The organism is Hyphomicrobium sp. DMF-1, from assembly GCF_027886585.1.
GTDB classification, from domain to species: Bacteria; Pseudomonadota; Alphaproteobacteria; order Rhizobiales; family Hyphomicrobiaceae; genus Hyphomicrobium_C; species Hyphomicrobium_C zavarzinii.
Genome location: NZ_CP115706.1, coordinates 2,326,056 through 2,346,505, shown reverse-complemented (window position 1 = coordinate 2,346,505; position 20,450 = coordinate 2,326,056). Strand labels below are relative to the sequence as shown.

Below are 20,450 nucleotides of genomic sequence, written 5' to 3'. Positions count from 1 at the left end.
AAAAGGGTTGTCGCCTACGGCTCTCACGCCGCATCCGCGACGACCTGATTGCGCCCCTGCCTTTTGGCAGCATAAAGAGCATTGTCTGCCCGTTTGAAGAGCGCTTCGGGGGTATCCCCGTCTCCCTCCCAGGTTGCAAGCCCGACGCTTGCGGTGACCCAGATTTCGCGATCTTGCCCAATTTGGAAGGGCTGGACTGCGACACACTCACGCACCCTCTCCCCCACTTGACGGGCAAGGATCTTGTCGGTGTCGGGCATGATGATCAGAAATTCTTCTCCGCCGAGCCGGCACGCCATGTCCACGCCGCGGGTATAGCGGCGGAAGCGCTCAGAGAATTCCTTTAGCACCAGGTCGCCGGCATCGTGGCCATAGGTATCGTTGACGTTCTTGAAGTGATCGATGTCGGCGATCAGCACCGAGAGCGAGCGGCCGGTGCGTTTCGCATCCGTAATCAGCGTCTTCAGATGGCGCTCCATGTAGCGCCTGTTGTGGAGCCCCGTGAGCGGATCGGTGATAGAGAGCTCCACGCTCTCGCGGATCTGGTTTCTCAGGTAGTCCGAGAAGCGCTTGCGACGGATCTGCGTCTTCACCCGCGCCAAAAGCTCGTGGCGGTCCACCGGCCGCATCAGGTAGTCGTTCACGCCCATGTCCAGGCCGCGCAGCAGACGCGCCTCGTCGCCGGGATCGACCATGATCAGGATCGGAAGATGGCGCGTGCGGTCCAGGGAGCGAACCTGCGAGCAGAGCCTCAGCCCATCCGAATGCTCGAGATTGAGCGCCACCACGAGAAGGTCGAACGGCTGATCGGCAAGATGCAGAAGCGCCGCCTGCGGATCCGTCTCGATGTAGGCATCATGCGCCTTGGCGAGCGCAGACATCACGCGCTGAGACGAGCGGGGATGGTCGTCCACCACCAGCACGCGCCCCGGCCGGTCGGCCAGGATGCGCCCCAGCGTGTCCTCGTCCGCGAGCCCCATCTGCCGGCTCGTCGTCACGCGCATCAGCATCTCGTCGTTCAGCATCTTGAGCCGCGCGAGACTCTTGACGCGTGTAACGAGCGCGATGTCGTCCACCGGCTTTGTCAGAAAATCGTCGGCGCCGCTGTCGAGGCCCTGAATCCGGTCCGACGCCTGGTCCAGCGCCGTCACCATCACCACGGGAATGTGCAGCGTCTGCGGAGACGCCTTGAGCCTGCGGCAGACTTCGAAGCCGTCCATGCCCGGCATCATCACGTCGAGCAGCACCACGTCGACGCGCTCACGCTGACAGATCTCGAGGGCGTCGCGCCCGTTCGTTGCCGTGACGATCTCGAAGTACTCGGCTTCGAGCCTGGCCTGCAGAAGTTTGATGTTGGCCAATATGTCGTCGACGACAAGAACTCTGGCAGTCATGACTAACTCTCAAAACACCGACGCCCGTTCCGCAATCCACGCGCGGATCAAGCATCCCCCACGAAACGCCGCACCGTATCGAGAAACACCGCGACCGAAATCGGCTTCGAAACGTAAGCCTCACATCCCCCGGACCGAATGCGCTCCTCGTCCCCCTTCATGGCAAAGGCCGTCACCGCAACGACGGGAATGTCGCGCAGCTCCTCGTCTTCCTTCAGCCATTTGGTCACCTCGAGCCCGGAGACTTCCGGAAGCTGGATGTCCATCAGAATAAGATCTGGCCGGTGCACCCGGGCGAGCGTCAGAGCATCGAGCCCATTGCGGGTTTGGACGGTGAGATATCCATAAGCGTCGAGCAGGTCGTGGAAGAGCTTCATATTGAGCTCGTTGTCCTCCACGATCAGCACGGTCTTCGCAGCACGACGAACGCCCTGCGTCTGGCCCTCGACGGCCATTCTCGTCTCCTGATAGGTCATCGTCGAAGGTCTTCACCTTGCCCCGCCTTTAACTGCACCGATTCTGCGGGCCATATGGAGAGCAGTGTGCCCGAGTTAGCTTAAGCAACTGTTGAAACATGGCGCCTAGAGACCGATGGTGCGCTAACTAGCGGAAAATAAAAGAAAAGGGAGAAAGCGCAGGAATGAGAAAAACGGGCTCGAAACCGACGGCCGAAAGCGCCTCGACACTGGCTCTGACGGGCCTCTCCTTCCTCGCCGAGGACGGCCCCCGGCTTGGCCGCTTCCTCGCCCTCACCGGCATCGGCCCTGACCAGCTCCGCGCCGCGGCAGGAGCCCCCGAGACCCTGCTCGCAGTGCTCGACTACCTGCTCGGAGACGAATCCCTTCTTCTTGTATTTACAGCGTCCAAAGGCATCGCACCGGAGAGCGTGGAGCCGTCGCGCGCCGCGCTGGCGCAATCGCTCGGCATCGAGGCCGCCCGTGAGTAGCCCGGTGATCCCGAGCCTCCGCATCGGCATCGATCTCGGAGGCACCAAAATCGAGGGCCGCGTGCTGGCCGTCGATGGCGAGGAGATCACCCGCTACCGTATCCTGGCGCCCCAGGGCGATTATCAGAACACGGTGACGGCGCTGACAGACGTCGTCCGTCACCTTGAGGCCCAGGCCGGCTCCCGCGCCACCGTCGGCATCGGCATGCCGGGCTCCCTCTCCCCCACCACCGGTCTCGTCCGCAACGCCAACTCCACCTGGCTCAACGGCCGCCCCTTGCGTCAGGATCTGGAGGCCGCACTCGAACGCGAGGTGCGAATGGCCAACGACGCCAACTGCTTCGCGCTCTCGGAAGCCGTCGACGGCGCGGGAGCCGGCGCCCGAACAGTCTTCGGCGTCATCGTCGGCACCGGATGCGGCGGAGGCATCGTCATCGACGGCCGTGTTCTGGAAGGAGCGCGCGGCATCGGCGGCGAATGGGGCCACAATCCCCTTCCCTGGTCCGAGCCGGACGAGCATCCCGGCCCCGAATGCTGGTGCGGCCGCAAGGGCTGCATGGAGATGTGGGCCTCCGGGACCGGCCTTTCGGCCGACTACAAGAGACGGACCGGCGAGCTGGTGTCGGGCCACGAGATCGTCTCGCGCGCCGAGCTGGGAGAGGCCGCCGCGCAGACCAGCCTAGACCGCCACGCCTCCCGCCTCGCGCGCGGGCTCGCGCACATCGTCAACGTCATCGATCCGGAAATCATCGTGCTCGGCGGCGGCCTCTCGAAGCTGCCGCACCTCTACGAGGTGCTGCCCCGCCTCGCGGCGCCCTACGTCTTCTCCGACGTCGTAGCCCTCGACATCCGTCCCCCCAAATGGGGAGACGCCAGCGGCGTGCGCGGCGCCGCCTGGCTATGGAACACGTGAGAAGAGTGCCTCAGGGCGCAGGATGCTTGCAGGGCGACGGCGGGAAGTAGGTGAGCTCCTTGAGCTCGCCCGCAATGGCGAAATCGCCATGGTTGATGCGCAGACTGCCCGTCACGCCGTTTTCGTGGAAGCGGTACGACATCTCGTAGAGCGGCACCGCATCGCCCGGCTCCTGCGTGGATGCAAAATAGCTGACCGAGATCGGCCACGACGGCACGCGGTCGAGACCATCGACGCCCTTCGCGAGCGAGACCACCGGCCCCGTGCCCGGCTTGATCTGCCGGCCGATCGCGGTCGAGGTGGAATAGATCTTGTCGCCGGTCTCGGATCCGTCGAACAGGTCCGCGGCAAGGATCGTCCGCCCAGCCCGCGCCGCCTGGATGATCGCCATCGAATGCTGGATCGGGAAGTAGATGTTCCCCTTGAGATTGGCTTTGCGCTCGTTGGGGCGCGTTAGCTCCACCGTCGCGGGACCGTTCGGCTGCGCGCGCTTGGCCATGCCCTGCGTCTGCTCCGCCGGCATCTCGTTCTGATAGGTGCTCGTGCTGAACCGCAGCTTGCGCGCCGGCACCTCTTCCCAGCTCGACGTCCTGAGGTCCGTCGTCTGCATCTCGCCTTCTTGATTGAGCGTCTGCGTCACGAACCGCATGCTCTGCGCATAGCCCTCGCAGGCATTGCCGCTGAGCTCATAGACGATGCGCCCGGTGACGCCCGCCACGCCGGAGCCGGACTTCGCGCCGTCGAGCGACAGATCGTAGACAGCCCGATGGGGCGCGAACACGACCTCCTTGAGCGCGGCCTGCGCATAGGCACCCGTTACAGGCACGGACCAAACCGCGAACGCCATAAGTCCCAGCGCCGACGCCGCATTCAAGACGCCGCCCGCCCGGCTTCGAGTCCGATCCTGCATTCTGCTCATCCTGTTCATCGCGAAGGCGGCGCGAGCCGCCCTGCCCTCAGTCCCTGGAATCTAGGGTACTGTCAGGCCGTTGCAAAGTCCGTTCGACGCGGTAACAAGGAACCCTGACCATTCTGCGGCCGGTGCCCCCGAAAACGGCACCGGCGCACCGTTTCACCCGCCCGTTAACACCCGGAGACACGTTCCCATGACCGGAACCATCGAAGCCCGCCTCGCCGAGCTTGGCCTCACCCTGCCCGCAGCGCCCAATCCGGTCGCCAACTACGTGCCCTTCTCTATCTCCGGAAACCTGCTGTTCATTTCCGGACAGATTTCCAAGGCCGCAGACGGCACCGTCGTCACCGGCGCCCTCGGCCGCGACGTCAGCGTCGAGATCGGCCAGCAGGCCGCGCGCCATTGCGCCCTCAACATCCTCGCCCAGGCCAAATCCGCCCTCGGCAGCCTCGACCGCATCGGCCAGGTGCTGAAGCTCACCGGGTTCGTCAACGCCACCGCCGACTTCGCCGACCATCCGAAGGTCGTGAACGGCGCATCGGATCTTATGGTGGAAGTGCTCGGCGACAAGGGACGCCACACCCGCGCCGCCGTCGGCGTATCGAGTTTGCCGCTCAACTGCGCCGTCGAGGTGGACGCCATCATCGCCATCGCCGGGTAAAGTGGATGCTCGACCGCGCGGCTTTCCTGCGTCCCATCGCGCATCGCGGTCTCCACGACGCGGCGAAGGGCGTTGTCGAGAACACGAGGCCCGCATTCGAGGCGGCCATCGCCAAGGGCTACGGCATCGAATGCGATCTGCAGCCCGCCGCAACTGGCCTGCCGCTCGTCTTCCATGACCTCGAGCTTGATCGGCTCACGCGCGGCAGCGGCCTGATCACGGATCTCCAGCCCGCCTGCGCGGCCAAGCTTCCGTTCAAAGGCGCGGACCTGACCGGCATCCTGACGTTTGCCGATCTGCTCGCGCTGATCGCCGGACGCGTGCCGCTGCTCGCCGAGGTGAAGAGCGAATGGGACCCGCCGGACCGCATTTTTCTTGCCGAGATCGCACGTCTCGCCGCGGGCTACGAAGGCCCGCTTGCACTCATGTCGTTCGACCCCGGCGTGATGGCCGTGCTGAAAGACCTCGCGCCCGCCGTGCCGCGCGGCATCGTCTCGGGCTCCTATTTCGAGGACGATGGCGAAGGCTGGTGGCCGGGCTCGTCGCTCACGGACGAGCGTCGCCGCAGCTTGGCGCGTCTGGAGGAAAGCGCCGCCGTCGATCCCGCATTCTATGCGTATGAAATCGCCGCGCTGCCCACGCCCGAAACCGAGCGCGCCCGCGCCTCAGGGCTTCCGCTCTTCACCTGGACTGTCCGCACGGACGAAGACCGCCGCATCGCGGCCCGCCACGCCGACGCGCCGATTTTCGAAGGCTTCGAACCCTAGATCAGGCCACGCACTCGGCCAGCCCTGCGCCTACCTATCGATCTCGCCGAACACGATGTCGAGCGAGCCGAGGATCGCTGACACGTCGGCCAGCATGTGGCCGCGGTTCAGGAAGTCCATGGCCGCGAGATGCGGGAAGCCGGGCGCACGGATCTTGCAGCGGTACGGCTTGTTGGACCCATCGGCCACCAGATAGACGCCGAACTCGCCCTTGGGAGCTTCCACCGCCGCGTAGATCTCGCCGGCGGGAACGTGGAAACCCTCGGTGTACAGCTTGAAGTGATTGATGAGCGCTTCCATGGAGCGTTTCATCTCGCCGCGCCGCGGCGGTACCACCTTGGTGTTGGGAGCCGTCACCGGCCCCGCGCCATCGGCGCTTTTGAGCTTCTCGCAGCACTGCTTCATGATCTTCACGCTCTCGCGCATTTCGAGAATGCGGATCAGGTAACGATCGTAGCAGTCGCCGTTCTTGCCCACCGGAATATCGAAATCGAGCTCCGCGTAGCATTCGTAGGGCTGCGACTTCCTGAGATCCCAGGCCGCACCCGAGCCGCGCACCATCACGCCCGAGAATCCCCACGCGAACGCGTCGTCCAGGCTCACGACGCCGATGTCGACGTTGCGCTGCTTGAAGATGCGGTTCTCGGTCAGAAGCCCTTCGATGTCGTCGAGCACCTTCAGGAACGGGTCGCACCACGCATAGATGTCGTCGATCAGCTCCGGCGGAAGATCCTGGTGCACGCCGCCGACGCGGAAATACTTGGCGTGCATGCGGCTGCCCGACGCGCGCTCGTAGAACACCATCAGCTTCTCGCGCTCCTCGAAGCCCCACAGCGGCGGCGTCAGCGCGCCAACGTCCATGGCCTGCGTCGTCACGTTGAGAAGATGCGAGAGGTGCCGCCCGATCTCGGAATAGAGCACGCGGATGAGCTGCGCGCGGCGCGGAACCGTGATGCCGAGCAGCCGCTCCGCCGCGAGGCAGAACGCGTGCTCCTGGTTCATCGGCGCCACGTAGTCGAGCCGGTCGAAATAGCCGATCGCCTGCAGATAGGTCTTCGCCTCGATCAGCTTCTCGGTGCCGCGATGCAGCAGCCCCACGTGCGGATCGACGCGCTCCACCACCTCGCCGTCGAGCTCGAGCACGAGGCGCAGCACGCCATGCGCCGCCGGATGCTGCGGGCCGAAGTTGATGTTGAACGGGCGGATCTCTGTCTCAGCCATGTCGCAGTCTCACTTGGGTTCGTCGCCGGTATAGGCCGACATCGCATCCGATCCGCGCAGCTTCTCGGTCGGATTGGCAAACTCATAGAACGCGGGCTTGTCCTCGACGAAGATTTCCTTCGTGAGGATAAGCCCCGAGGGCGTATCGAGCGATCCCGCCGTGAACGTATAGCGATCCTCGCCCGCAACCCTCCAGAACAGCACCGAGCCGCAGCGCTTACAGAAGCCGCGCTCGCCGACATCGGACGACTTGTAGACGCCGATCGACTCGGCGCCTTCGATCACGGGCGCCCCCTCGACATCGAAATACATCAGCGGCCCGCCGGTCCAGCGCCGGCACATGCCGCAGTGGCATACGCTGACGTCATGCGATACGGCCGTTGCGTTGTAGCTCACGGCCCCGCAGAGGCAGTGCCCGGAGACATCAAGGGAGGCGGCCATCGTCAGCTCTCCCCTCCCTTGCTGGCCTCGAACGCCGCGACGACTTCCACTCCCGTCAGTTTCGGCGTGTCGTTGGCGAACTCGTAGAAGCCGGGCTTCTCGTCGATGAAAATCTGCGAGGTCAGCACCAGCCCGCTCTGGTCGTCGAGCGTGTTTGCCGAGAGTGCATAGTGATCGCTGCCGACGAGATGCCAGAAGAGCGACGTCCCACAGGTTTGGCAGAAGCTGCGCTCGCCCCACTCGGACGAGCGATAGGTGGCGAGATGATCCTTGCCCGTGATGCGCAGCTCGCCGTCACAGGAAAGCGCGATGAACGGCCCGCCAGCCCAGCGCCGGCACATGCTGCAGTGACAGGCATCGACCTCGAGCTTCGCCACGTCCGCCGAGAACGCGACGGCCCCGCAGAGGCAGTGCCCTTTGACCGTGTGACCTGCCGACGCCATTGCTCAGGCCCCCACGCTTTCGACGGCGGCAATGGGCGCGGCTCCCGCGCGCTTGGCCTTCTCGTTCACCCGTCCGACGAAGCGATCCCACGGCACGATCATCCGCTCGTGACTGCCCGCGCCGATCACCTCGACGCCGTCGTGCGCCGTGACCTTGAACGCCACCCTGCGCCCGGCCACGCTCGTGCATTCGGCATCCACCGTCACGGTCTGCCCCGGCACGGTCGCCGCGCTGTGCGAGACGTTGATGTGAATGCCGAGCGAGCCCTCCCCCGCATCGAGATGCGGCTTCATCGCCTCGAGGCAGGCCCATTCCATGAGCCCCACCATGAAGCCAGTGGCGAACACGCCCGGCATGGCGCGAAAGTCAGGCGATTCCGGATAGAGATTGGGCACCGTCTTCTCGGGCGGCACCGTGAACACCAGTTGCGCCTTGGCGCCGGGCTGAAGCGTGGCCTTCATGACCGCTCCCCTGCCGGCGCGGCGTCGCGCAATCCTCCGACCGCGATGTAGCTCACGGCCACCGTATAGAAGCTCAGGATCGACTCGCCGCCCGCAACGCCCATGTCGAACTGCTTTTCGACCTTGGTGAAGGGAAAGACGATATCGCCGTTCGGAAAGGCGACGCCCAAGCCGCCGGCCTCGTCTTCGACCCACTGTCCGTTGGTCTCTGCGATGATCGCCTCACCGAGATAGCTGCCGATCAATCCGATGAGCCCGCTCGGCACGCCACCGTCCACGCCGACGTAGCGGCCACGCGCGCTCTCGATGAAGCCCTCGACCCACGCAACCGAATCTGCGTCGAGCGAGACATCCTTGTCAGCCAGCTCGCGAAACTCTTGCAGGGCAAATTCGACGTTCGCCTTGATCTGCGCCAGACGCTCCGCCTCGAGGGTCATTGCGGTCCGGCCTTCTCATCGCCCGGAAGCACGTAATGCGGCCCCTCCCAGGGGCTCTCGAAATCGAACGAACGGAAGTCCTGCACGAGCTTCACCGGCTCGTAGACCACGCGCTTTGCGGCGTCGTCGTAGCGAACCTCCACATAGCCCGTCAGCGGGAAATCCTTGCGTAGCGGATAGCCCTGGAAGCCGTAGTCCGTAAGCAGGCGGCGCAAATCCGGATGGCCCGTAAACAGGATGCCGTACATGTCGTAGGCTTCCCGCTCATACCAGTTGGCAGCCGGATAGACGCCGATCACGCTCGGCACCGGCGTCTCCTCGTCGGTCAGCACTTTCACGCGGACACGCTGATTGAGCCGCGGCGACAGCAGATGGTAGACCACGTCAAAGCGCTGCGCCCGCGCGGGCCAGTCCACGCCGCAGATGTCGATCAGGACCTCGAAGCGGCACCCTGCATCGTCGCGGAGGAAGGTGAGCACGTCCACGATCCGGTCGCCGGATACTGTGAGCGTCAGCTCTCCAACCGCGATCCGCCGGTCGAGAACCTTGTCGCCGAGCTTGGACGAAATGTGCGCGTCGAGTTCGTTCAGCATGTCAGATCCTGGGCAACAGGCCTTAAGGCAGTAGGCAGTGCGTGATCGAAGCAGGTGAGGCCCTACTGCCGCCTATCTCTCAATCGTTCCCGTGCGCCGGATCTTCCGCTGAAGCAGCAGCACGCCATAGACGAGTGCTTCCGCCGTCGGCGGGCAGCCCGGCACGTACACGTCCACCGGCACGACGCGATCGCAACCGCGCACCACCGCGTAGGAATAGTGGTAGTAGCCGCCGCCGTTGGCGCAGCTTCCCATGGAGATGACGTAGCGGGGCTCCGGCATCTGGTCGTAGACCTTGCGCAGCGCCGGGGCCATCTTGTTGGTGAGCGTGCCAGCGACGATCATCACGTCGGACTGGCGGGGCGAAGCGCGCGGCGCAAAGCCGAAGCGCTCGAGGTCATAACGCGGCATCGACGCCTGCATCATCTCCACAGCGCAGCACGCAAGGCCGAACGTCATCCACATCAGCGAGCCCGTGCGCGCCCAGTTGATGAGATCGTCGGTCGTGGTGACGAGGAAGCCCTTGTCGCCGAGTTCGTTGGAAAGCTCCGTGAAGAACGGATCACCCGGCTTCACCAGCGCGCCCTGAGACCCGCCAGCGCCTTCCTTGGCGCGGTCAAGCTGAAACTCCGGCGGAACGATCAATCCCATTCGAGCGCTCCCGTTCTCCACTCGTAGATGAAGCCTACAGTCAACACCCCGAGGAACAGCATCATCGACCAGAAGCCGAACAGCCCCACATCGCCGAAGGCAGCCGCCCACGGAAACAGGAACGCGATCTCGAGATCGAAGATGATGAACAGAATAGACACGAGGTAGAAGCGCACGTCGAACTTCATGCGCGCATCGTCGAAGGCGTTGAAGCCGCACTCGTAAGCCGAGACCTTCTCGGGGTCGGGGTTGCGAACGGCGACCAGGAACGGCGCGATCATGAGCGCTGCACCTATAGCGAGCGCGACGCCGATGAAGACGGCAAGAGGCAGGTAGTCAGTGAGCAGCTCGTTCATGAAGTCCCGTCCTTCCGGAGCCCGCACGTCCGCTTTTGCGAGGACTTATCGCGACGCAAAATCACGCCCTTGGTGTTAACCCATAGCCCGTCGGACACGCAACAGCTACCGAGGGAAATCCTGGCTCTCTGCCGGCCTTTTTTGCCGCGAACCAAAGGCCAGGATGCGGGGACCATGGCGGCTCCGAATCCCCCAGTCTTTGATCTGGGTTGAGCCCTGCGAAGAAATTTGCGGATGAAGCGAGCCCGGCCACAGCTCGGGCGCCAAGCAGGCTCGAAGAGCCGCGAGTACGCGTCACAACCCCAGGTGCGGCCCAGGGCGAGATCGGTCATCGGTCATGGCATCGAGGTTCGGAAAAATGGCGCGAGAGACGGGACTTGAACCCGCGGCCTCCGCCGTGACAGGGCGGCGCTCTAACCAACTGAGCTACTCCCGCAATCCGCGTCCCGGCACGACTTGGCGGCCGAACGACGCAAAAGCGAAGGGTGAGATACGTGTTCGCGTGGCCTAAGTCAAGCGAAGCGAACGACCTATTTTAGGTGTTTTTACCGGAGGGCGCCATTGCCGCAGAGCGCCGCGGCGGCCGAGCACCGTTCCGCCCCTCACCCGATCCGCGACAGCACGAAGCGCACCCGCTCCGCAACCGGCGCCCGCGGCAGTGGCACGAGGCCGTACCCGCAGCGCTCATAGGCGCCCGCGAGGGCATGATAGGTTGCTTCCGCCTCATTGAGCGACTGTTTGCGCTCGGCGTCCTGCGTGAAGATCTCGGGCCAAGGCGGCGCAATGAACACCTCACGCCGATAGCGGTGAAGCTCTGCCGCACGCGCGACGTGATCTCCGACAGGAAGCCCGCAGAGCGACAGATAGCCGATCACGTCCGGCACACCGCGGTCGAACACGACAGGCCCATAGTGCGCCTGCGCCTCGCGGTAGGAGCGCAGCTCCCAGCCGAGCATCAGCTCGGAGAACGCAAGCCGGTCGGCCCAGGGAAGGGCCGCCCCGCCGATCGCCACCTGGTCCTGAATGATCGCGCGCCCCGCTTCGGGCATGGCCTGAAAGCCTTGCGCCCGAAGCGCATCGATCAATGTCGTCTTCCCAGACCCAGGTCCGCCGGTCACCACGAGAAACCGCTCAATCCCGCCGCCGCTGCTCACAGCCTGCAGCCCCTTACGCGGGAGGCATGCGCCGCATGAAATCGCGCTTTCCGATCTCGAGCCCGTTGTGGCGCAGGATTCCGTAGGCCGTGGCGCAGTGGAAATAGAAGTTGGGAAGCGCGAAGTGGAGCAGATACTCGCGCCCCGTGAACGTCAGCTCGCGCGGACCCGCCTTGATCTTCACCTCCTGGTCCGCAGCGGCTTCCATCGGCTCGGGGCGCGCGGCCTTGAGCACCGCAAGCGTCTCCGCGATACGCGTCTTGAGCTCCGCGAACGTCGTCTCGCTGTCGTCGTGCACGGGAGCCGAGATCCCCGCGAGACGCGCCACCGACAGCTTCGCGAAATCGCAGGCCGACTGCACCTGCTTGGTGAACGTGTACATGTCCGGATAGAGCCGCGCCGTGAGCAGCGCGTTGGGATCGATCTTCTTCGCCTCTGCGTAAGCCGCCGCCTTGTCGAGGATCGCGTCGAGCGCCTCGAGATGCTTGGTAAACGACGGAACGGCGATTTCGTGCATCGTGATGGACATGCGTTTCCTCATGGTTAGAGCGCCTTTACCATCGCACGCGATCGGGCCGCCGCGCACGTGCCATGGTCATCTTCTGTGCCTAGTCTCGACAGCGATCATCATCGGGAAGGACCGGGCATGCGTATATCTGTACTCCACCTGCTTTTTGCCATCACAGCCGCGACGGCATTTTCGACGGCCCCCCGCGCGCAAGCCTCCGACGCCGCACGCGCCGTTGAAGTCACGGTCAGCTACAACATGTCCGTTCCCCTCAAATCCGACGATCCGGAGGTCCAGAAGGACGCGATGGAGAAGGGCCGCCGGATGCTCTACGAGATGGCCGGAAACGAATGCACCAACCTGACCGCGACGATCGCGGACACATGCGAGCTCGCGCGACTGAATGTGCAGGTCAACGCGCTACGGGGATCACGTGCTCAGGAGTTCGCGTCGGCCACGGCGAACGCATCCTATCGTATTCGCTTGAAGCAGGCGAAGTAGGGAATGGTGGGCGGTGAGAGGGTCGAACTCCCGACATCTTCGGTGTAAACGAAGCGCTCTACCACTGAGCTAACCGCCCCAACTCATCTCCTACAGGCCAAGGGCCTTGGCCGCAAGGCGGCTCGGCGCAAGCGCCGCCCCCGCGGAGCGCGCCCGGTCGCGAAAGCGAACGGATCAGCGCGCGTGAGCGATAAAAGATCAGCGCTCTACCACTGAGCTAACCGCCCGACACGCATTCCATAACGGCACGCGACGCAATCGGCAATCGCCAATCGGTCCGCAAGCTCGAATTGCCGCCTGCTGCCGTTGTCTGCTGCCGCAAATGAAAAGCGCGCCGCAGACCGACCGCGACGCGCTTCCTCAAACCGGTTCGAACGCGCTTAGTTCAGCGCGTCCTTGAGGCCCTTCGAGGGGCTGAACTTCGGAACGCGCGAAGCGGGAATCTTGATCGTGGCGCCAGTCGCGGGGTTGCGGCCCTCGCGCGCCTTGCGCTTGGTCACCTTGAACGTGCCGAAATCGGGAATGCGCACTTCCTCGTCGTTCTTGAGCGAGTTCCTGATGTGCGCGAGCACTGCATCGACTGCCGTCCCAGCCTTCTCCTTGGTCAGCTCGGTTTCCTTGGCAACGGCGTCGATCAAATCTTTCTTGCTCATTTTTCCGTCCTCGTGACTGGAATAAATTTGGATTGGCTTGGTCTCTGGATCTCGCGCCGCTGGCGCACACCGATGCGGTTCAATTCTTACTTTTGGAGACCGTTGCATCGGCGATAGTGGCCGCACAAAAGCCCCTAATGACAGGGCGCGTCAAGGGGCAAAACGCCCCTTTAGGCCTTAAAAATCGGCGCATCCGAGCATCGCTGAGGCAGCGCACTGCGTAGAAAATACGCACACGATTAACCAAAGAAGTGCGGGCGCTTTCGAGGAGTGAACCATCGAAAAACACCCGCACGCCGTTCATTCAAATTTGCGTCTGCTCGCTAGGACAAATTTATCCTCAAAGAGAGCATCGGCATTCGGATCAATGCGCGACGCCGGTCAATGCGCCGTCACGCGAGGTCCGCCGGTCGAGCCGTCGGAAGGAACCGTCGTCGCCTCCGCCTGCTCGTCCCACTGGATCGGCTCGGGCACGCTGACGAGCGCGGTCTTCACCACGTCCTCCATGCGCGCCACAGGCACGAGCTCCAGCTTCTTCTTCACCTCTTCGGGGATCTCGGCGAGATCCTTCACGTTGTCCTCGGGGATCAGCACAGTCTTGATGCCGCCGCGCAGTGCCGCGAGCAGTTTCTCCTTCAAGCCGCCGATCGGAAGCACGCGTCCGCGCAGCGTGATCTCGCCCGTCATCGCCACGTCCTTGCGGACTGCGATGCCGGTGAGCACCGAGATGATCGCGGTCGCCATCGCGACACCGGCCGAGGGACCATCCTTCGGCGTCGCGCCTTCCGGCACGTGCACGTGGATGTCCTTCTTCTCGAACAGGCTCGGATGGATTCCGAACTCGACCGAGCGCGAGCGCACGTAGGCGTTCGCGGCCTGGATCGACTCCTTCATCACGTCGCGCAGGTTGCCCGTGACCGTCATCTTGCCCTTGCCGGGCATCATGACACCTTCGATCGTGAGCAACTCGCCGCCGACTTCCGTCCAAGCGAGGCCCGTGACGATACCCACCTGGTCCTCGACCTCGGCCTCGCCGAAGCGATACTTCGGCACGCCGAGATAATCGCTGACGTTGGCAGCCGTCACGACGACCTTCTTCTTGTCGGACGTCAGGATCTCCTTCACCGCCTTGCGCGCGAGCTTGGCGACCTCGCGCTCGAGCGAGCGCACGCCGGCTTCCCGCGTATAGCGGCGGATGATCTCGAGCAACGCGCCGTCCTCGACCTCCCACTCGCCGTCCTCGAGGCCATGGGCCTGACGCTGCTCGGTGAGCAGATGGCGCTTGGCGATCTCGACCTTCTCGTCCTCGGTGTAACCCGCAAGACGGATGATCTCCATGCGGTCCATGAGAGCCGGCGGAATGTTCAGCGTGTTGGCCGTCGTCACGAACATCACGTTCGAAAGGTCATAGTCGACCTCGAGATAGTGATCGTTGAACGTGCCGTTCTGCTCCGGATCGAGCACCTCGAGCAGAGCCGCCGCCGGATCGCCTCGGAAGTCCTGGCCCATCTTGTCGATCTCGTCGAGAAGGAACAGCGGATTGGTCCGCTTCGCCTTCTTCATCGACTGGATCACCTTGCCCGGCATGGAGCCGATGTAGGTGCGCCGGTGACCGCGGATCTCCGCCTCGTCACGCACGCCGCCGAGGCTCATGCGCACGAACTCGCGGCCCGTAGCGTTGGCGATCGACTTGCCGAGCGAGGTCTTGCCCACGCCGGGCGGGCCGACGAGGCACAGGATGGGACCCTTGAGCTTGTTGGTGCGCGCCTGCACCGCGAGATACTCGAGAATGCGCTCCTTGACCTTCCCGAGACCGTAGTGCTCGGCATCAAGCACCTGCTGGGCCTCTTCGAGGTCCTTCTTGACCTTGCCCTTGATGCCCCACGGGATCGAGAGCAGCCAGTCGAGGTAGTTGCGCACCACCGTCGCCTCGGCCGACATCGGGCTCATCTGCTTGAGCTTCTTGAGCTCGGCAGTGGCCTTGTCCTTGGCCTCCTTCGACAGCTTGGTGTTGTCGATCTTCTCCTCGAACTCCGCGATGTCGTCGCGCTCTTCAGTGTCGCCGAGCTCCTTCTGAATGGCCTTCATCTGCTCATTCAGATAGTACTCGCGCTGCGTCTTCTCCATCTGCCGCTTCACGCGCGAACGGATCTTGCGCTCCACCTGCAGCACGGAGATTTCGCTCTCCATGAGCGTATAGACCTTCTCGAGCCGGTCGGAGACGACCGTAGTCTCGAGCACGTCCTGCTTGTCCGCAATCTTGACTGCGAGATGCGAGGCGATCGTGTCGGCGAGCTTCGAGTAGTCCTCGATCTGCGCGACGGTGCCGAGCACCTCCGGCGAGATCTTCTTGTTGAGCTTGACGTAGTTCTCGAACTGAGAGACCGCCGAGCGCGCAAGCGCCTCGATCTCGGCCTTGGTGCCGATCGTCTCCGAGATGCGCTCGACCTCGGCTTCGAAATAGTTGGCGTTGTCGGTGTAGCGCAGCACGCGTGCGCGCGCCGTGCCCTCGACGAGCACCTTCACCGTGCCGTCGGGCAGTTTGAGGAGCTGCAGCACCGAGGCGAGCGTGCCGACCTGATAGATCGCATCCGTCGCCGGATCGTCGTCACCCGCGTTCTTCTGCGCGGCAAGCAGGATGTGCTTGTCGGCGCGCATCACTTCCTCGAGCGCGTTGATCGATTTCTCGCGCCCGACGAACAGCGGCACGATCATGTAGGGGAACACGACAATGTCGCGCAGCGGCAGAACGGGATAATGATCCCGCGCGCCCGGCTTGTCCTTTGTCTGTTTTTCTTCGCTCATCATCGTCACCCATTCGCGTTGCGCTGCGCGGCCGTTGACCGGCCTTCGAAGCCCACTGTAGTCCCCAAGGCTCGCGCCATTATGGCCGAAACCGGGAAACCCACGCCGCATCTTTCATTTTGAAATCCCCAGAACCGAGCCGGCCCATGGGAAGCGTCGCTGAGGAAAGATGGGGACGGTCCCCGGCCTAATCAATAATGAGCCTCGCCTCCCCCGCCGCACCACGGGCACAGAGGTGCCCGCGGCCACATATCCACGTCAGACGCCTTGTTTCAGGGCAGCCCGCCGGCTTAGGAGGCTGTGGAGCCCTTCTCCTCGGCCCTGTCCGAATAGATCCGGAGCGGACGCGCGCCGCCCTCGACGACCTCCGGCCCGATCACGACCTCCTCGACGCCCTTGAGCGCCGGCAGATCGAACATCGTGTCGAGCAGGATGCCTTCCATGATCGAGCGGAGACCGCGTGCGCCCGTCTTGCGCTCGATAGCCTTGCGCGCAATCGCCCGCAGCGCATCCTGCGTCAGCGTGAGCTTCACGTCCTCCATCTCGAAGAGGCGCTGATACTGCTTCACGAGCGCATTCTTCGGCTCGTTGAGGATCTGCACCAGAGCCGCCTCGTCGAGATCCTCGAGGGTGGCGATGACGGGCAGACGGCCAATGAACTCGGGAATGAGGCCGAACTTCAGCAGATCCTCGGGCTCCACCTCGCGCAGCACCTCGCCGGTGCGCCGCTCGTCGGGACCCATCACCCGCGCGCCGAAGCCGATCGACGTCCCCTTGCCGCGACGCGCGATGATCTTCTCGAGACCAGCGAACGCACCGCCGCAGATGAAGAGGATGTTCGATGTATCGACCTGCAGGAACTCCTGCTGCGGATGCTTACGGCCGCCCTGGGGCGGCACGCTGGCAACCGTGCCTTCCATGATCTTCAGAAGCGCCTGCTGCACGCCCTCGCCCGAGACATCGCGCGTGATGGACGGGTTGTCGGACTTGCGGCTGATCTTGTCGATCTCGTCGATGTAGACGATGCCGCGCTGCGCCCGCTCGACGTTGTAGTCGGCGTTCTGCAGAAGCTTGAGGATGATGTTCTCGACATCCTCGCCCACATAGCCCGCTTCCGTGAGCGTCGTAGCGTCGGCCATCGTGAACGGAACATCGAGGATGCGCGCGAGCGTCTGCGCGAGCAGCGTCTTGCCGCAACCCGTGGGGCCGACCAAGAGGATGTTCGACTTCGCGAGCTCGACGTCGTTGTTCTTCGCCGCGTGGTTAAGGCGCTTGTAGTGGTTATGGACGGCCACCGACAGCACGCGCTTCGCGTGGAACTGACCGATCACATAGGAATCGAGCACCGTACAGATTTCCTGCGGCGTCGGCACACCGTCGCGCGACTTGACGAGGGTGTTCTTGTTCTCCTCGCGGATAATGTCCATGCACAGCTCGACGCATTCATCGCAGATGAATACCGTCGGGCCGGCGATCAGCTTCCTGACCTCGTGCTGGCTTTTTCCGCAGAAAGAGCAGTAAAGGGTGTTCTTTTCCTGAGCCATTCTGTTCTCTCACCCGCAGTCAGGAAGTACGCCCGGAAGATCCGGATTAATTAAGGCCGGCAAAGGCCTTTCGGAGCGTCTACGGCGTAGCCCGCCGCGAGGTACACGAAACTGTTACACCCGATCTCAACACGCTAGCGTTCCCGAGATCAAGATTCGATTAATGCCTCTCCCGTCCCCGTCTGAACCTTTCGGCCTGATTACCACAGAGTTGATGCCGAAAAGTCGAACGGATCAAACCGGTTAAGGGGGCAACAATATCCTGCCAACCTTGCGTGGACCCAACCCGGGGCCCGGCACGGTCGCCGCGGCCGGTGGGCCTGTCTCGACCAAGCATAGCAAAGTCTGCAAGGGGTGGCCGGAAACCGGGCCGGGTGCGACGGTGGGGCACACCGCCGCTCCCAAACCCCTGCAAACAAAGACTATCAGGTCGTCTTGGCCTCGTCAGCCTTGGTGTCCACATCGTCGCGCTTGTTGAGCACGCGGTCGATGAGACCGAAATCCTTGGCCTGATCGGCAGTCATGAAGTAGTCGCGGTCCAGCGTCCGCTCGATCGTCTCATACGGCTGCCCCGTATGCTTGACGTAAACTTCGTTCAGACGCCGCTTCATCTTAATGATGTCTTCGGCATGCCGCTCGATATCCGAAGCCTGGCCCGAGAACCCGCCCGAGGGCTGGTGAACCATGATGCGCGCGTTCGGGAGCGCATAGCGCATGTCCTTGTTGCCGGCGCAGAGCAGCAGCGAGCCCATCGAGGCGGCCTGGCCGATGCACAGGGTCGCGATCGGCGGCTTCACGAACTGCATGGTGTCGTAGATCGCCATGCCGGCAGTCACCACGCCACCCGGCGAGTTGATGTACATGGAGATCTCTTTCTTGGGGTTTTCCGCCTCCAGGAAGAGAAGCTGCATGCAGATCGACGCGGCCATCTGATCCTCGACCGGACCCGTCACGAAGATGATGCGCTCCTTGAGAAGCCGCGAAGGCAGGTCATAGCCCCGCTCGCCGCGAGCCGTCTGCTCGACGACCATGGGCCAGAAGGAACCGGTGAGAGTAGCGACGGGATCGCGCATGGGGTCTTAGCTCCTCAGAGTGCTTCGGGAAAAGCCTGTCCCGGCAAGGACCGGAATGGAAGCGGTTTTCCAACAAGAAGCACGATCAAACTCAGATTGCTTCCAGAACACCAGCCCCTCTCGAGGCAGCCCGGCATTCCGACAAGAAGCCCGATCAAACAAAAGACTAGGCCCCGCTCGAGGACGAGTCGAGGCCCGGCACCGCCGAATCGGCCGGCAGCAGAGACATCAGATCAGCATAGCGGAGCGTGACTTCAAGCCCCCCGGCGGCATGTGGTGTGCGCAACGGTAACCCACGCAGAAGGCACACGCGCCTCACGGAGGCAACCACCTCAAAATCACAGGCGCAACGCTCGGGACGGGACCGTCCGGAACGTAGCGCCTGCAATCAAGTCACAGCCTATTTCCCGCTCGCCTCGGCGCGCGGAACATTCCGCCTCAGGCGTTGCTGACCTTCTCGAGGCTGTCGAGCAGCTCCTGCCGCGACACCTTCTTCTCGGCCGGCTTCGCGAGTTCGATGACGAAATCGATCACCTTGTCCTCGAAGATCGGCGCTCTCAGCTCCTGTAGCGCGCCCGGCGTCTTCTCGAAGTACTCGTAGACGTTCTTCTCCTGGCCTGGGAAGCGGCGGGCGTGCTCGATGAGCGCGCGGCGCATCTCGTCCTGCGTGACCTCTATCTTGTTCTTGTCGCCGATCTCACCGACCACCAGGCCGAGGCGCACGCGGCGCTCCGCGATGGTGCGGTATTCGGCCTTCGCCTCGTCCTCTGTCTTGCCTTCGTCGGCGAACGTCTTGTTCTCGCGAGCGAGCCCTTCGGTCACCTGCTTCCAGATGGCCTCGAACTCGCGCTCGACGAGCGTCGGCGGCAGCTCGAACGTGTGCGCCGTCTCGAGCGCGTCGAGCAGCTCACGCTTGAGCTTCATGCGGGAGGCCTGATCCAGCTCGCGCTTGATCTGCGCCGAGATGAGCTCCTTCAGGTTGTCGAGCCCTTCGGTGCCGAGAGCCTTGGCGAACTCGTCGTTGATCTCGGTCTTGACGGGCTTCTCGACCTCTTTGACCGTGATCGCGAACACGGCATCCTTGCCGGCAAGATCCGCCACCGGATACTCGGCCGGGAACGTCGCCTTCACGTCGCGGCTCTCGCCCTTCTTGGCGCCCTTGATGCCTTCCTCGAAGCCCGGGATGAAACCGGCATTGCCGATCACGAGCTGCAGGTTCTCACCCTCGCCACGCTCGAAGGCAACGCCGTCGATGGTGCCCTTGAAATCGATGGTGACGCGATCGCCCTCTTCGGCGGCGCGGCCTTCCTCGGCGGCGAACGTCTGGTTGCGCTCAGCCAGCTCGCCGAGCGCCTTGTCGAGCTGCTCGTCGTCGACATCTGCAACCAGCCGCTCGAGCTTGAGCGACTTGAGATCCGTGAGCGCCACCTCGGGCAGCACCTCGAAGCTCATCTCGTAGGCGAGGTCGGCCTTGCCCTCGACCACGCTCTCGATCGCTGCTGCGTTCTCGGCGAGCGCGATGTCCGGCATCATGGCCGGGCGTTCCTTGCGATCGACGATCGCCTTGTTCGAGGTCTCGCGGATCGTCTCCTGCAGCACGTCGTTCATCACCGAGCGGCCGAACACCTTCTTGATGTGCGCGATCGGCACCTTGCCCTTGCGGAAGCCCTTGAGCTGCACCTGATCCTTGATCTTGTCGAGATGTGCGCTGAAGCGCTCGCCGAGCTCATCGGCCCCGACCACGACCTTGAGCTTGCGCTTGAGGCCCTCTGAACTCGTTTCCGTAACCTGCATGACGTCCTGCTGCCTTCGCTCGCTCGTTCAACTCTCGAATGCCCCTCGCGGGGCGAAACCCTCAAAATCCTCGCTTCCGACCCTGGTGCGGGCGGAGGGACTTGAACCCCCACGACTTTCGCCGCTGGAACCTAAATCCAGTGCGTCTACCAATTCCGCCACGCCCGCCTAGAGCTTGATCGCCTGAGATCGTAGCGACCTCGAACATGAAGTCTACGCA

Annotated in this window: 23 protein-coding genes and 3 tRNA genes; 5 read left to right on the top strand and 21 right to left on the bottom strand. The window is 63.6% G+C overall.

Features of this window, described 5'->3' with window-relative positions:
- Positions 1 to 23: 23 nt before the first annotated feature.
- Together PE058_RS10765 and PE058_RS10760 are read right to left on the bottom strand one after the other, a co-directional pair.
- A complete protein-coding gene (locus tag PE058_RS10765) occupies positions 24 to 1,394 on the bottom strand; it encodes a PleD family two-component system response regulator (protein WP_020087300.1) in 1,371 nt (456 codons plus the stop codon).
- A 47-nt stretch (positions 1,395 to 1,441) separates the two neighbouring features.
- Entirely contained in the window at positions 1,442 to 1,849 is a 408-nt protein-coding gene (locus PE058_RS10760; RefSeq protein ID WP_051113869.1) for a response regulator, read from the bottom strand.
- Positions 1,850 to 2,034: 185 nt separating this feature from the next.
- Here PE058_RS10760 and PE058_RS10755 point away from each other — a divergent pair, with 185 nt between their 5' ends.
- On the top strand, positions 2,035 to 2,340 hold the full coding sequence (locus tag PE058_RS10755; protein ID WP_271030577.1) for a DUF3572 domain-containing protein: 306 nt from the start codon (positions 2,035 to 2,037) through the stop codon (positions 2,338 to 2,340).
- Positions 2,333 to 3,253 (top strand): ROK family protein, encoded by a 921-nt coding sequence (locus PE058_RS10750; protein WP_245257705.1) that lies wholly within the window; start codon positions 2,333 to 2,335, stop codon positions 3,251 to 3,253. The genes PE058_RS10755 and PE058_RS10750 overlap by 8 nt, the downstream gene beginning before the upstream one ends.
- A gap of 10 nt (positions 3,254 to 3,263) precedes the next feature.
- Here the strand turns inward: PE058_RS10750 and PE058_RS10745 are convergent, their stop codons facing one another.
- On the bottom strand, positions 3,264 to 4,163 hold the full coding sequence (locus PE058_RS10745) for a cell envelope integrity EipB family protein (RefSeq protein ID WP_198011224.1): 900 nt from the start codon (positions 4,161 to 4,163) through the stop codon (positions 3,264 to 3,266).
- 196 nt (positions 4,164 to 4,359) lie between these two features.
- Between PE058_RS10745 and PE058_RS10740 the strand changes: the two genes are divergently transcribed.
- Both PE058_RS10740 and PE058_RS10735 read left to right on the top strand, forming a co-directional pair.
- Entirely contained in the window at positions 4,360 to 4,827 is a 468-nt protein-coding gene (locus PE058_RS10740; protein ID WP_271030576.1) for a RidA family protein, read from the top strand.
- A 5-nt stretch (positions 4,828 to 4,832) separates the two neighbouring features.
- The gene (locus PE058_RS10735) at positions 4,833 to 5,594 is read left to right on the top strand and encodes a glycerophosphodiester phosphodiesterase family protein (RefSeq protein WP_020087294.1); all 762 of its coding nucleotides are present in this window, start codon (positions 4,833 to 4,835) and stop codon (positions 5,592 to 5,594) included.
- A gap of 30 nt (positions 5,595 to 5,624) precedes the next feature.
- Here the strand turns inward: PE058_RS10735 and PE058_RS10730 are convergent, their stop codons facing one another.
- The 11 genes from PE058_RS10730 to PE058_RS10680 all read right to left on the bottom strand — a co-directional run bounded on the left by PE058_RS10730 (position 5,625) and on the right by PE058_RS10680 (position 11,881).
- Positions 5,625 to 6,815, bottom strand: coding sequence for an NADH-quinone oxidoreductase subunit D (locus PE058_RS10730; RefSeq protein ID WP_020087293.1), 1,191 nt, complete (start codon positions 6,813 to 6,815; stop codon positions 5,625 to 5,627).
- A gap of 9 nt (positions 6,816 to 6,824) precedes the next feature.
- Entirely contained in the window at positions 6,825 to 7,256 is a 432-nt protein-coding gene (locus PE058_RS10725; protein WP_271030575.1) for a GFA family protein, read from the bottom strand.
- Between the two features lie 2 nt (positions 7,257 to 7,258).
- On the bottom strand, positions 7,259 to 7,699 hold the full coding sequence (locus tag PE058_RS10720) for a GFA family protein (RefSeq protein WP_271030574.1): 441 nt from the start codon (positions 7,697 to 7,699) through the stop codon (positions 7,259 to 7,261).
- Between the two features lie 3 nt (positions 7,700 to 7,702).
- A complete protein-coding gene (locus PE058_RS10715) occupies positions 7,703 to 8,161 on the bottom strand; it encodes a thioesterase family protein (protein ID WP_020087290.1) in 459 nt (152 codons plus the stop codon).
- Positions 8,158 to 8,598 (bottom strand): hypothetical protein, encoded by a 441-nt coding sequence (locus PE058_RS10710; protein WP_020087289.1) that lies wholly within the window; start codon positions 8,596 to 8,598, stop codon positions 8,158 to 8,160. Before PE058_RS10710 ends, PE058_RS10715 begins: the two co-directional genes overlap by 4 nt.
- Positions 8,595 to 9,191: an NADH-quinone oxidoreductase subunit C gene (locus PE058_RS10705; protein WP_020087288.1), complete on the bottom strand. Its 597-nt coding sequence runs from the start codon at positions 9,189 to 9,191 to the stop codon at positions 8,595 to 8,597. The genes PE058_RS10710 and PE058_RS10705 overlap by 4 nt, the downstream gene beginning before the upstream one ends.
- A 72-nt stretch (positions 9,192 to 9,263) precedes the next feature.
- A complete protein-coding gene (locus tag PE058_RS10700; protein ID WP_020087287.1) occupies positions 9,264 to 9,842 on the bottom strand; it encodes a NuoB/complex I 20 kDa subunit family protein in 579 nt (192 codons plus the stop codon).
- Positions 9,833 to 10,198 (bottom strand): NADH-quinone oxidoreductase subunit A, encoded by a 366-nt coding sequence (locus PE058_RS10695; protein WP_271030573.1) that lies wholly within the window; start codon positions 10,196 to 10,198, stop codon positions 9,833 to 9,835. Before PE058_RS10695 ends, PE058_RS10700 begins: the two co-directional genes overlap by 10 nt.
- Positions 10,199 to 10,557: 359 nt before the next feature.
- A tRNA-Asp gene (locus PE058_RS10690) sits at positions 10,558 to 10,634 on the bottom strand.
- A gap of 166 nt (positions 10,635 to 10,800) precedes the next feature.
- Positions 10,801 to 11,352: an AAA family ATPase gene (locus PE058_RS10685; RefSeq protein ID WP_271030572.1), complete on the bottom strand. Its 552-nt coding sequence runs from the start codon at positions 11,350 to 11,352 to the stop codon at positions 10,801 to 10,803.
- A 13-nt stretch (positions 11,353 to 11,365) separates the two neighbouring features.
- A complete protein-coding gene (locus PE058_RS10680; RefSeq protein ID WP_271030571.1) occupies positions 11,366 to 11,881 on the bottom strand; it encodes a DUF1993 domain-containing protein in 516 nt (171 codons plus the stop codon).
- Between the two features lie 117 nt (positions 11,882 to 11,998).
- On the opposite strand from PE058_RS10680, the gene PE058_RS10675 reads away from it, so the two are divergent.
- Positions 11,999 to 12,361, top strand: coding sequence for a hypothetical protein (locus PE058_RS10675; protein ID WP_271030570.1), 363 nt, complete (start codon positions 11,999 to 12,001; stop codon positions 12,359 to 12,361).
- Between the two features lie 4 nt (positions 12,362 to 12,365).
- On the opposite strand, the gene PE058_RS10670 is transcribed toward PE058_RS10675, so the two are convergent.
- From PE058_RS10670 to PE058_RS10640, 7 genes are all read right to left on the bottom strand, one after another.
- A tRNA-Val gene (locus PE058_RS10670) sits at positions 12,366 to 12,440 on the bottom strand.
- Between the two features lie 301 nt (positions 12,441 to 12,741).
- Positions 12,742 to 13,122, bottom strand: a complete 381-nt coding sequence (locus PE058_RS10665) for an HU family DNA-binding protein (protein ID WP_198011223.1) — start codon at positions 13,120 to 13,122, stop codon at positions 12,742 to 12,744.
- 273 nt (positions 13,123 to 13,395) lie between these two features.
- Positions 13,396 to 15,819 carry an endopeptidase La gene (lon, locus tag PE058_RS10660; RefSeq protein ID WP_026868232.1) on the bottom strand — a complete coding sequence of 808 codons (2,424 nt, stop codon included), beginning with the start codon at positions 15,817 to 15,819 and terminating at the stop codon, positions 13,396 to 13,398.
- Positions 15,820 to 16,109: 290 nt separating this feature from the next.
- Entirely contained in the window at positions 16,110 to 17,363 is a 1,254-nt protein-coding gene (gene clpX, locus PE058_RS10655) for an ATP-dependent Clp protease ATP-binding subunit ClpX (RefSeq protein WP_020087280.1), read from the bottom strand.
- Between the two features lie 425 nt (positions 17,364 to 17,788).
- Positions 17,789 to 18,436 carry an ATP-dependent Clp protease proteolytic subunit gene (locus PE058_RS10650; RefSeq protein ID WP_020087279.1) on the bottom strand — a complete coding sequence of 216 codons (648 nt, stop codon included), beginning with the start codon at positions 18,434 to 18,436 and terminating at the stop codon, positions 17,789 to 17,791.
- Between the two features lie 438 nt (positions 18,437 to 18,874).
- A complete protein-coding gene (gene tig, locus PE058_RS10645) occupies positions 18,875 to 20,230 on the bottom strand; it encodes a trigger factor (protein WP_020087278.1) in 1,356 nt (451 codons plus the stop codon).
- Between the two features lie 83 nt (positions 20,231 to 20,313).
- Positions 20,314 to 20,398: transfer RNA gene (locus tag PE058_RS10640), tRNA-Leu, on the bottom strand.
- Positions 20,399 to 20,450 lie beyond the last annotated feature (52 nt).

Excerpts from the sequence above, each read along its gene's own strand:
- PE058_RS10765 (WP_020087300.1), bottom strand. The coding sequence starts at position 1,394 with ATGACTGCCAGAGTTCTTGTCGTCGACGACATATTGGCCAACATCAAA.
- PE058_RS10760 (WP_051113869.1), bottom strand. The coding sequence starts at position 1,849 with ATGGCCGTCGAGGGCCAGACGCAGGGCGTTCGTCGTGCTGCGAAGACC.
- PE058_RS10755 (WP_271030577.1), top strand. The coding sequence starts at position 2,035 with ATGAGAAAAACGGGCTCGAAACCGACGGCCGAAAGCGCCTCGACACTG.
- PE058_RS10745 (WP_198011224.1), bottom strand. The coding sequence starts at position 4,163 with ATGCAGGATCGGACTCGAAGCCGGGCGGGCGGCGTCTTGAATGCGGCG.
- PE058_RS10740 (WP_271030576.1), top strand. The coding sequence starts at position 4,360 with ATGACCGGAACCATCGAAGCCCGCCTCGCCGAGCTTGGCCTCACCCTG.
- PE058_RS10735 (WP_020087294.1), top strand. The coding sequence starts at position 4,833 with ATGCTCGACCGCGCGGCTTTCCTGCGTCCCATCGCGCATCGCGGTCTC.
- PE058_RS10730 (WP_020087293.1), bottom strand. The coding sequence starts at position 6,815 with ATGGCTGAGACAGAGATCCGCCCGTTCAACATCAACTTCGGCCCGCAG.
- PE058_RS10725 (WP_271030575.1), bottom strand. The coding sequence starts at position 7,256 with ATGGCCGCCTCCCTTGATGTCTCCGGGCACTGCCTCTGCGGGGCCGTG.
- PE058_RS10720 (WP_271030574.1), bottom strand. The coding sequence starts at position 7,699 with ATGGCGTCGGCAGGTCACACGGTCAAAGGGCACTGCCTCTGCGGGGCC.
- PE058_RS10715 (WP_020087290.1), bottom strand. The coding sequence starts at position 8,161 with ATGAAGGCCACGCTTCAGCCCGGCGCCAAGGCGCAACTGGTGTTCACG.
- PE058_RS10710 (WP_020087289.1), bottom strand. The coding sequence starts at position 8,598 with ATGACCCTCGAGGCGGAGCGTCTGGCGCAGATCAAGGCGAACGTCGAA.
- PE058_RS10705 (WP_020087288.1), bottom strand. The coding sequence starts at position 9,191 with ATGCTGAACGAACTCGACGCGCACATTTCGTCCAAGCTCGGCGACAAG.
- PE058_RS10700 (WP_020087287.1), bottom strand. The coding sequence starts at position 9,842 with ATGGGATTGATCGTTCCGCCGGAGTTTCAGCTTGACCGCGCCAAGGAA.
- PE058_RS10695 (WP_271030573.1), bottom strand. The coding sequence starts at position 10,198 with ATGAACGAGCTGCTCACTGACTACCTGCCTCTTGCCGTCTTCATCGGC.
- PE058_RS10680 (WP_271030571.1), bottom strand. The coding sequence starts at position 11,881 with ATGTCCATCACGATGCACGAAATCGCCGTTCCGTCGTTTACCAAGCAT.
- PE058_RS10675 (WP_271030570.1), top strand. The coding sequence starts at position 11,999 with ATGCGTATATCTGTACTCCACCTGCTTTTTGCCATCACAGCCGCGACG.
- PE058_RS10665 (WP_198011223.1), bottom strand. The coding sequence starts at position 13,122 with ATGCAACGGTCTCCAAAAGTAAGAATTGAACCGCATCGGTGTGCGCCA.
- lon (WP_026868232.1), bottom strand. The coding sequence starts at position 15,819 with ATGAGCGAAGAAAAACAGACAAAGGACAAGCCGGGCGCGCGGGATCAT.
- clpX (WP_020087280.1), bottom strand. The coding sequence starts at position 17,363 with ATGGCTCAGGAAAAGAACACCCTTTACTGCTCTTTCTGCGGAAAAAGC.
- PE058_RS10650 (WP_020087279.1), bottom strand. The coding sequence starts at position 18,436 with ATGCGCGATCCCGTCGCTACTCTCACCGGTTCCTTCTGGCCCATGGTC.
- tig (WP_020087278.1), bottom strand. The coding sequence starts at position 20,230 with ATGCAGGTTACGGAAACGAGTTCAGAGGGCCTCAAGCGCAAGCTCAAG.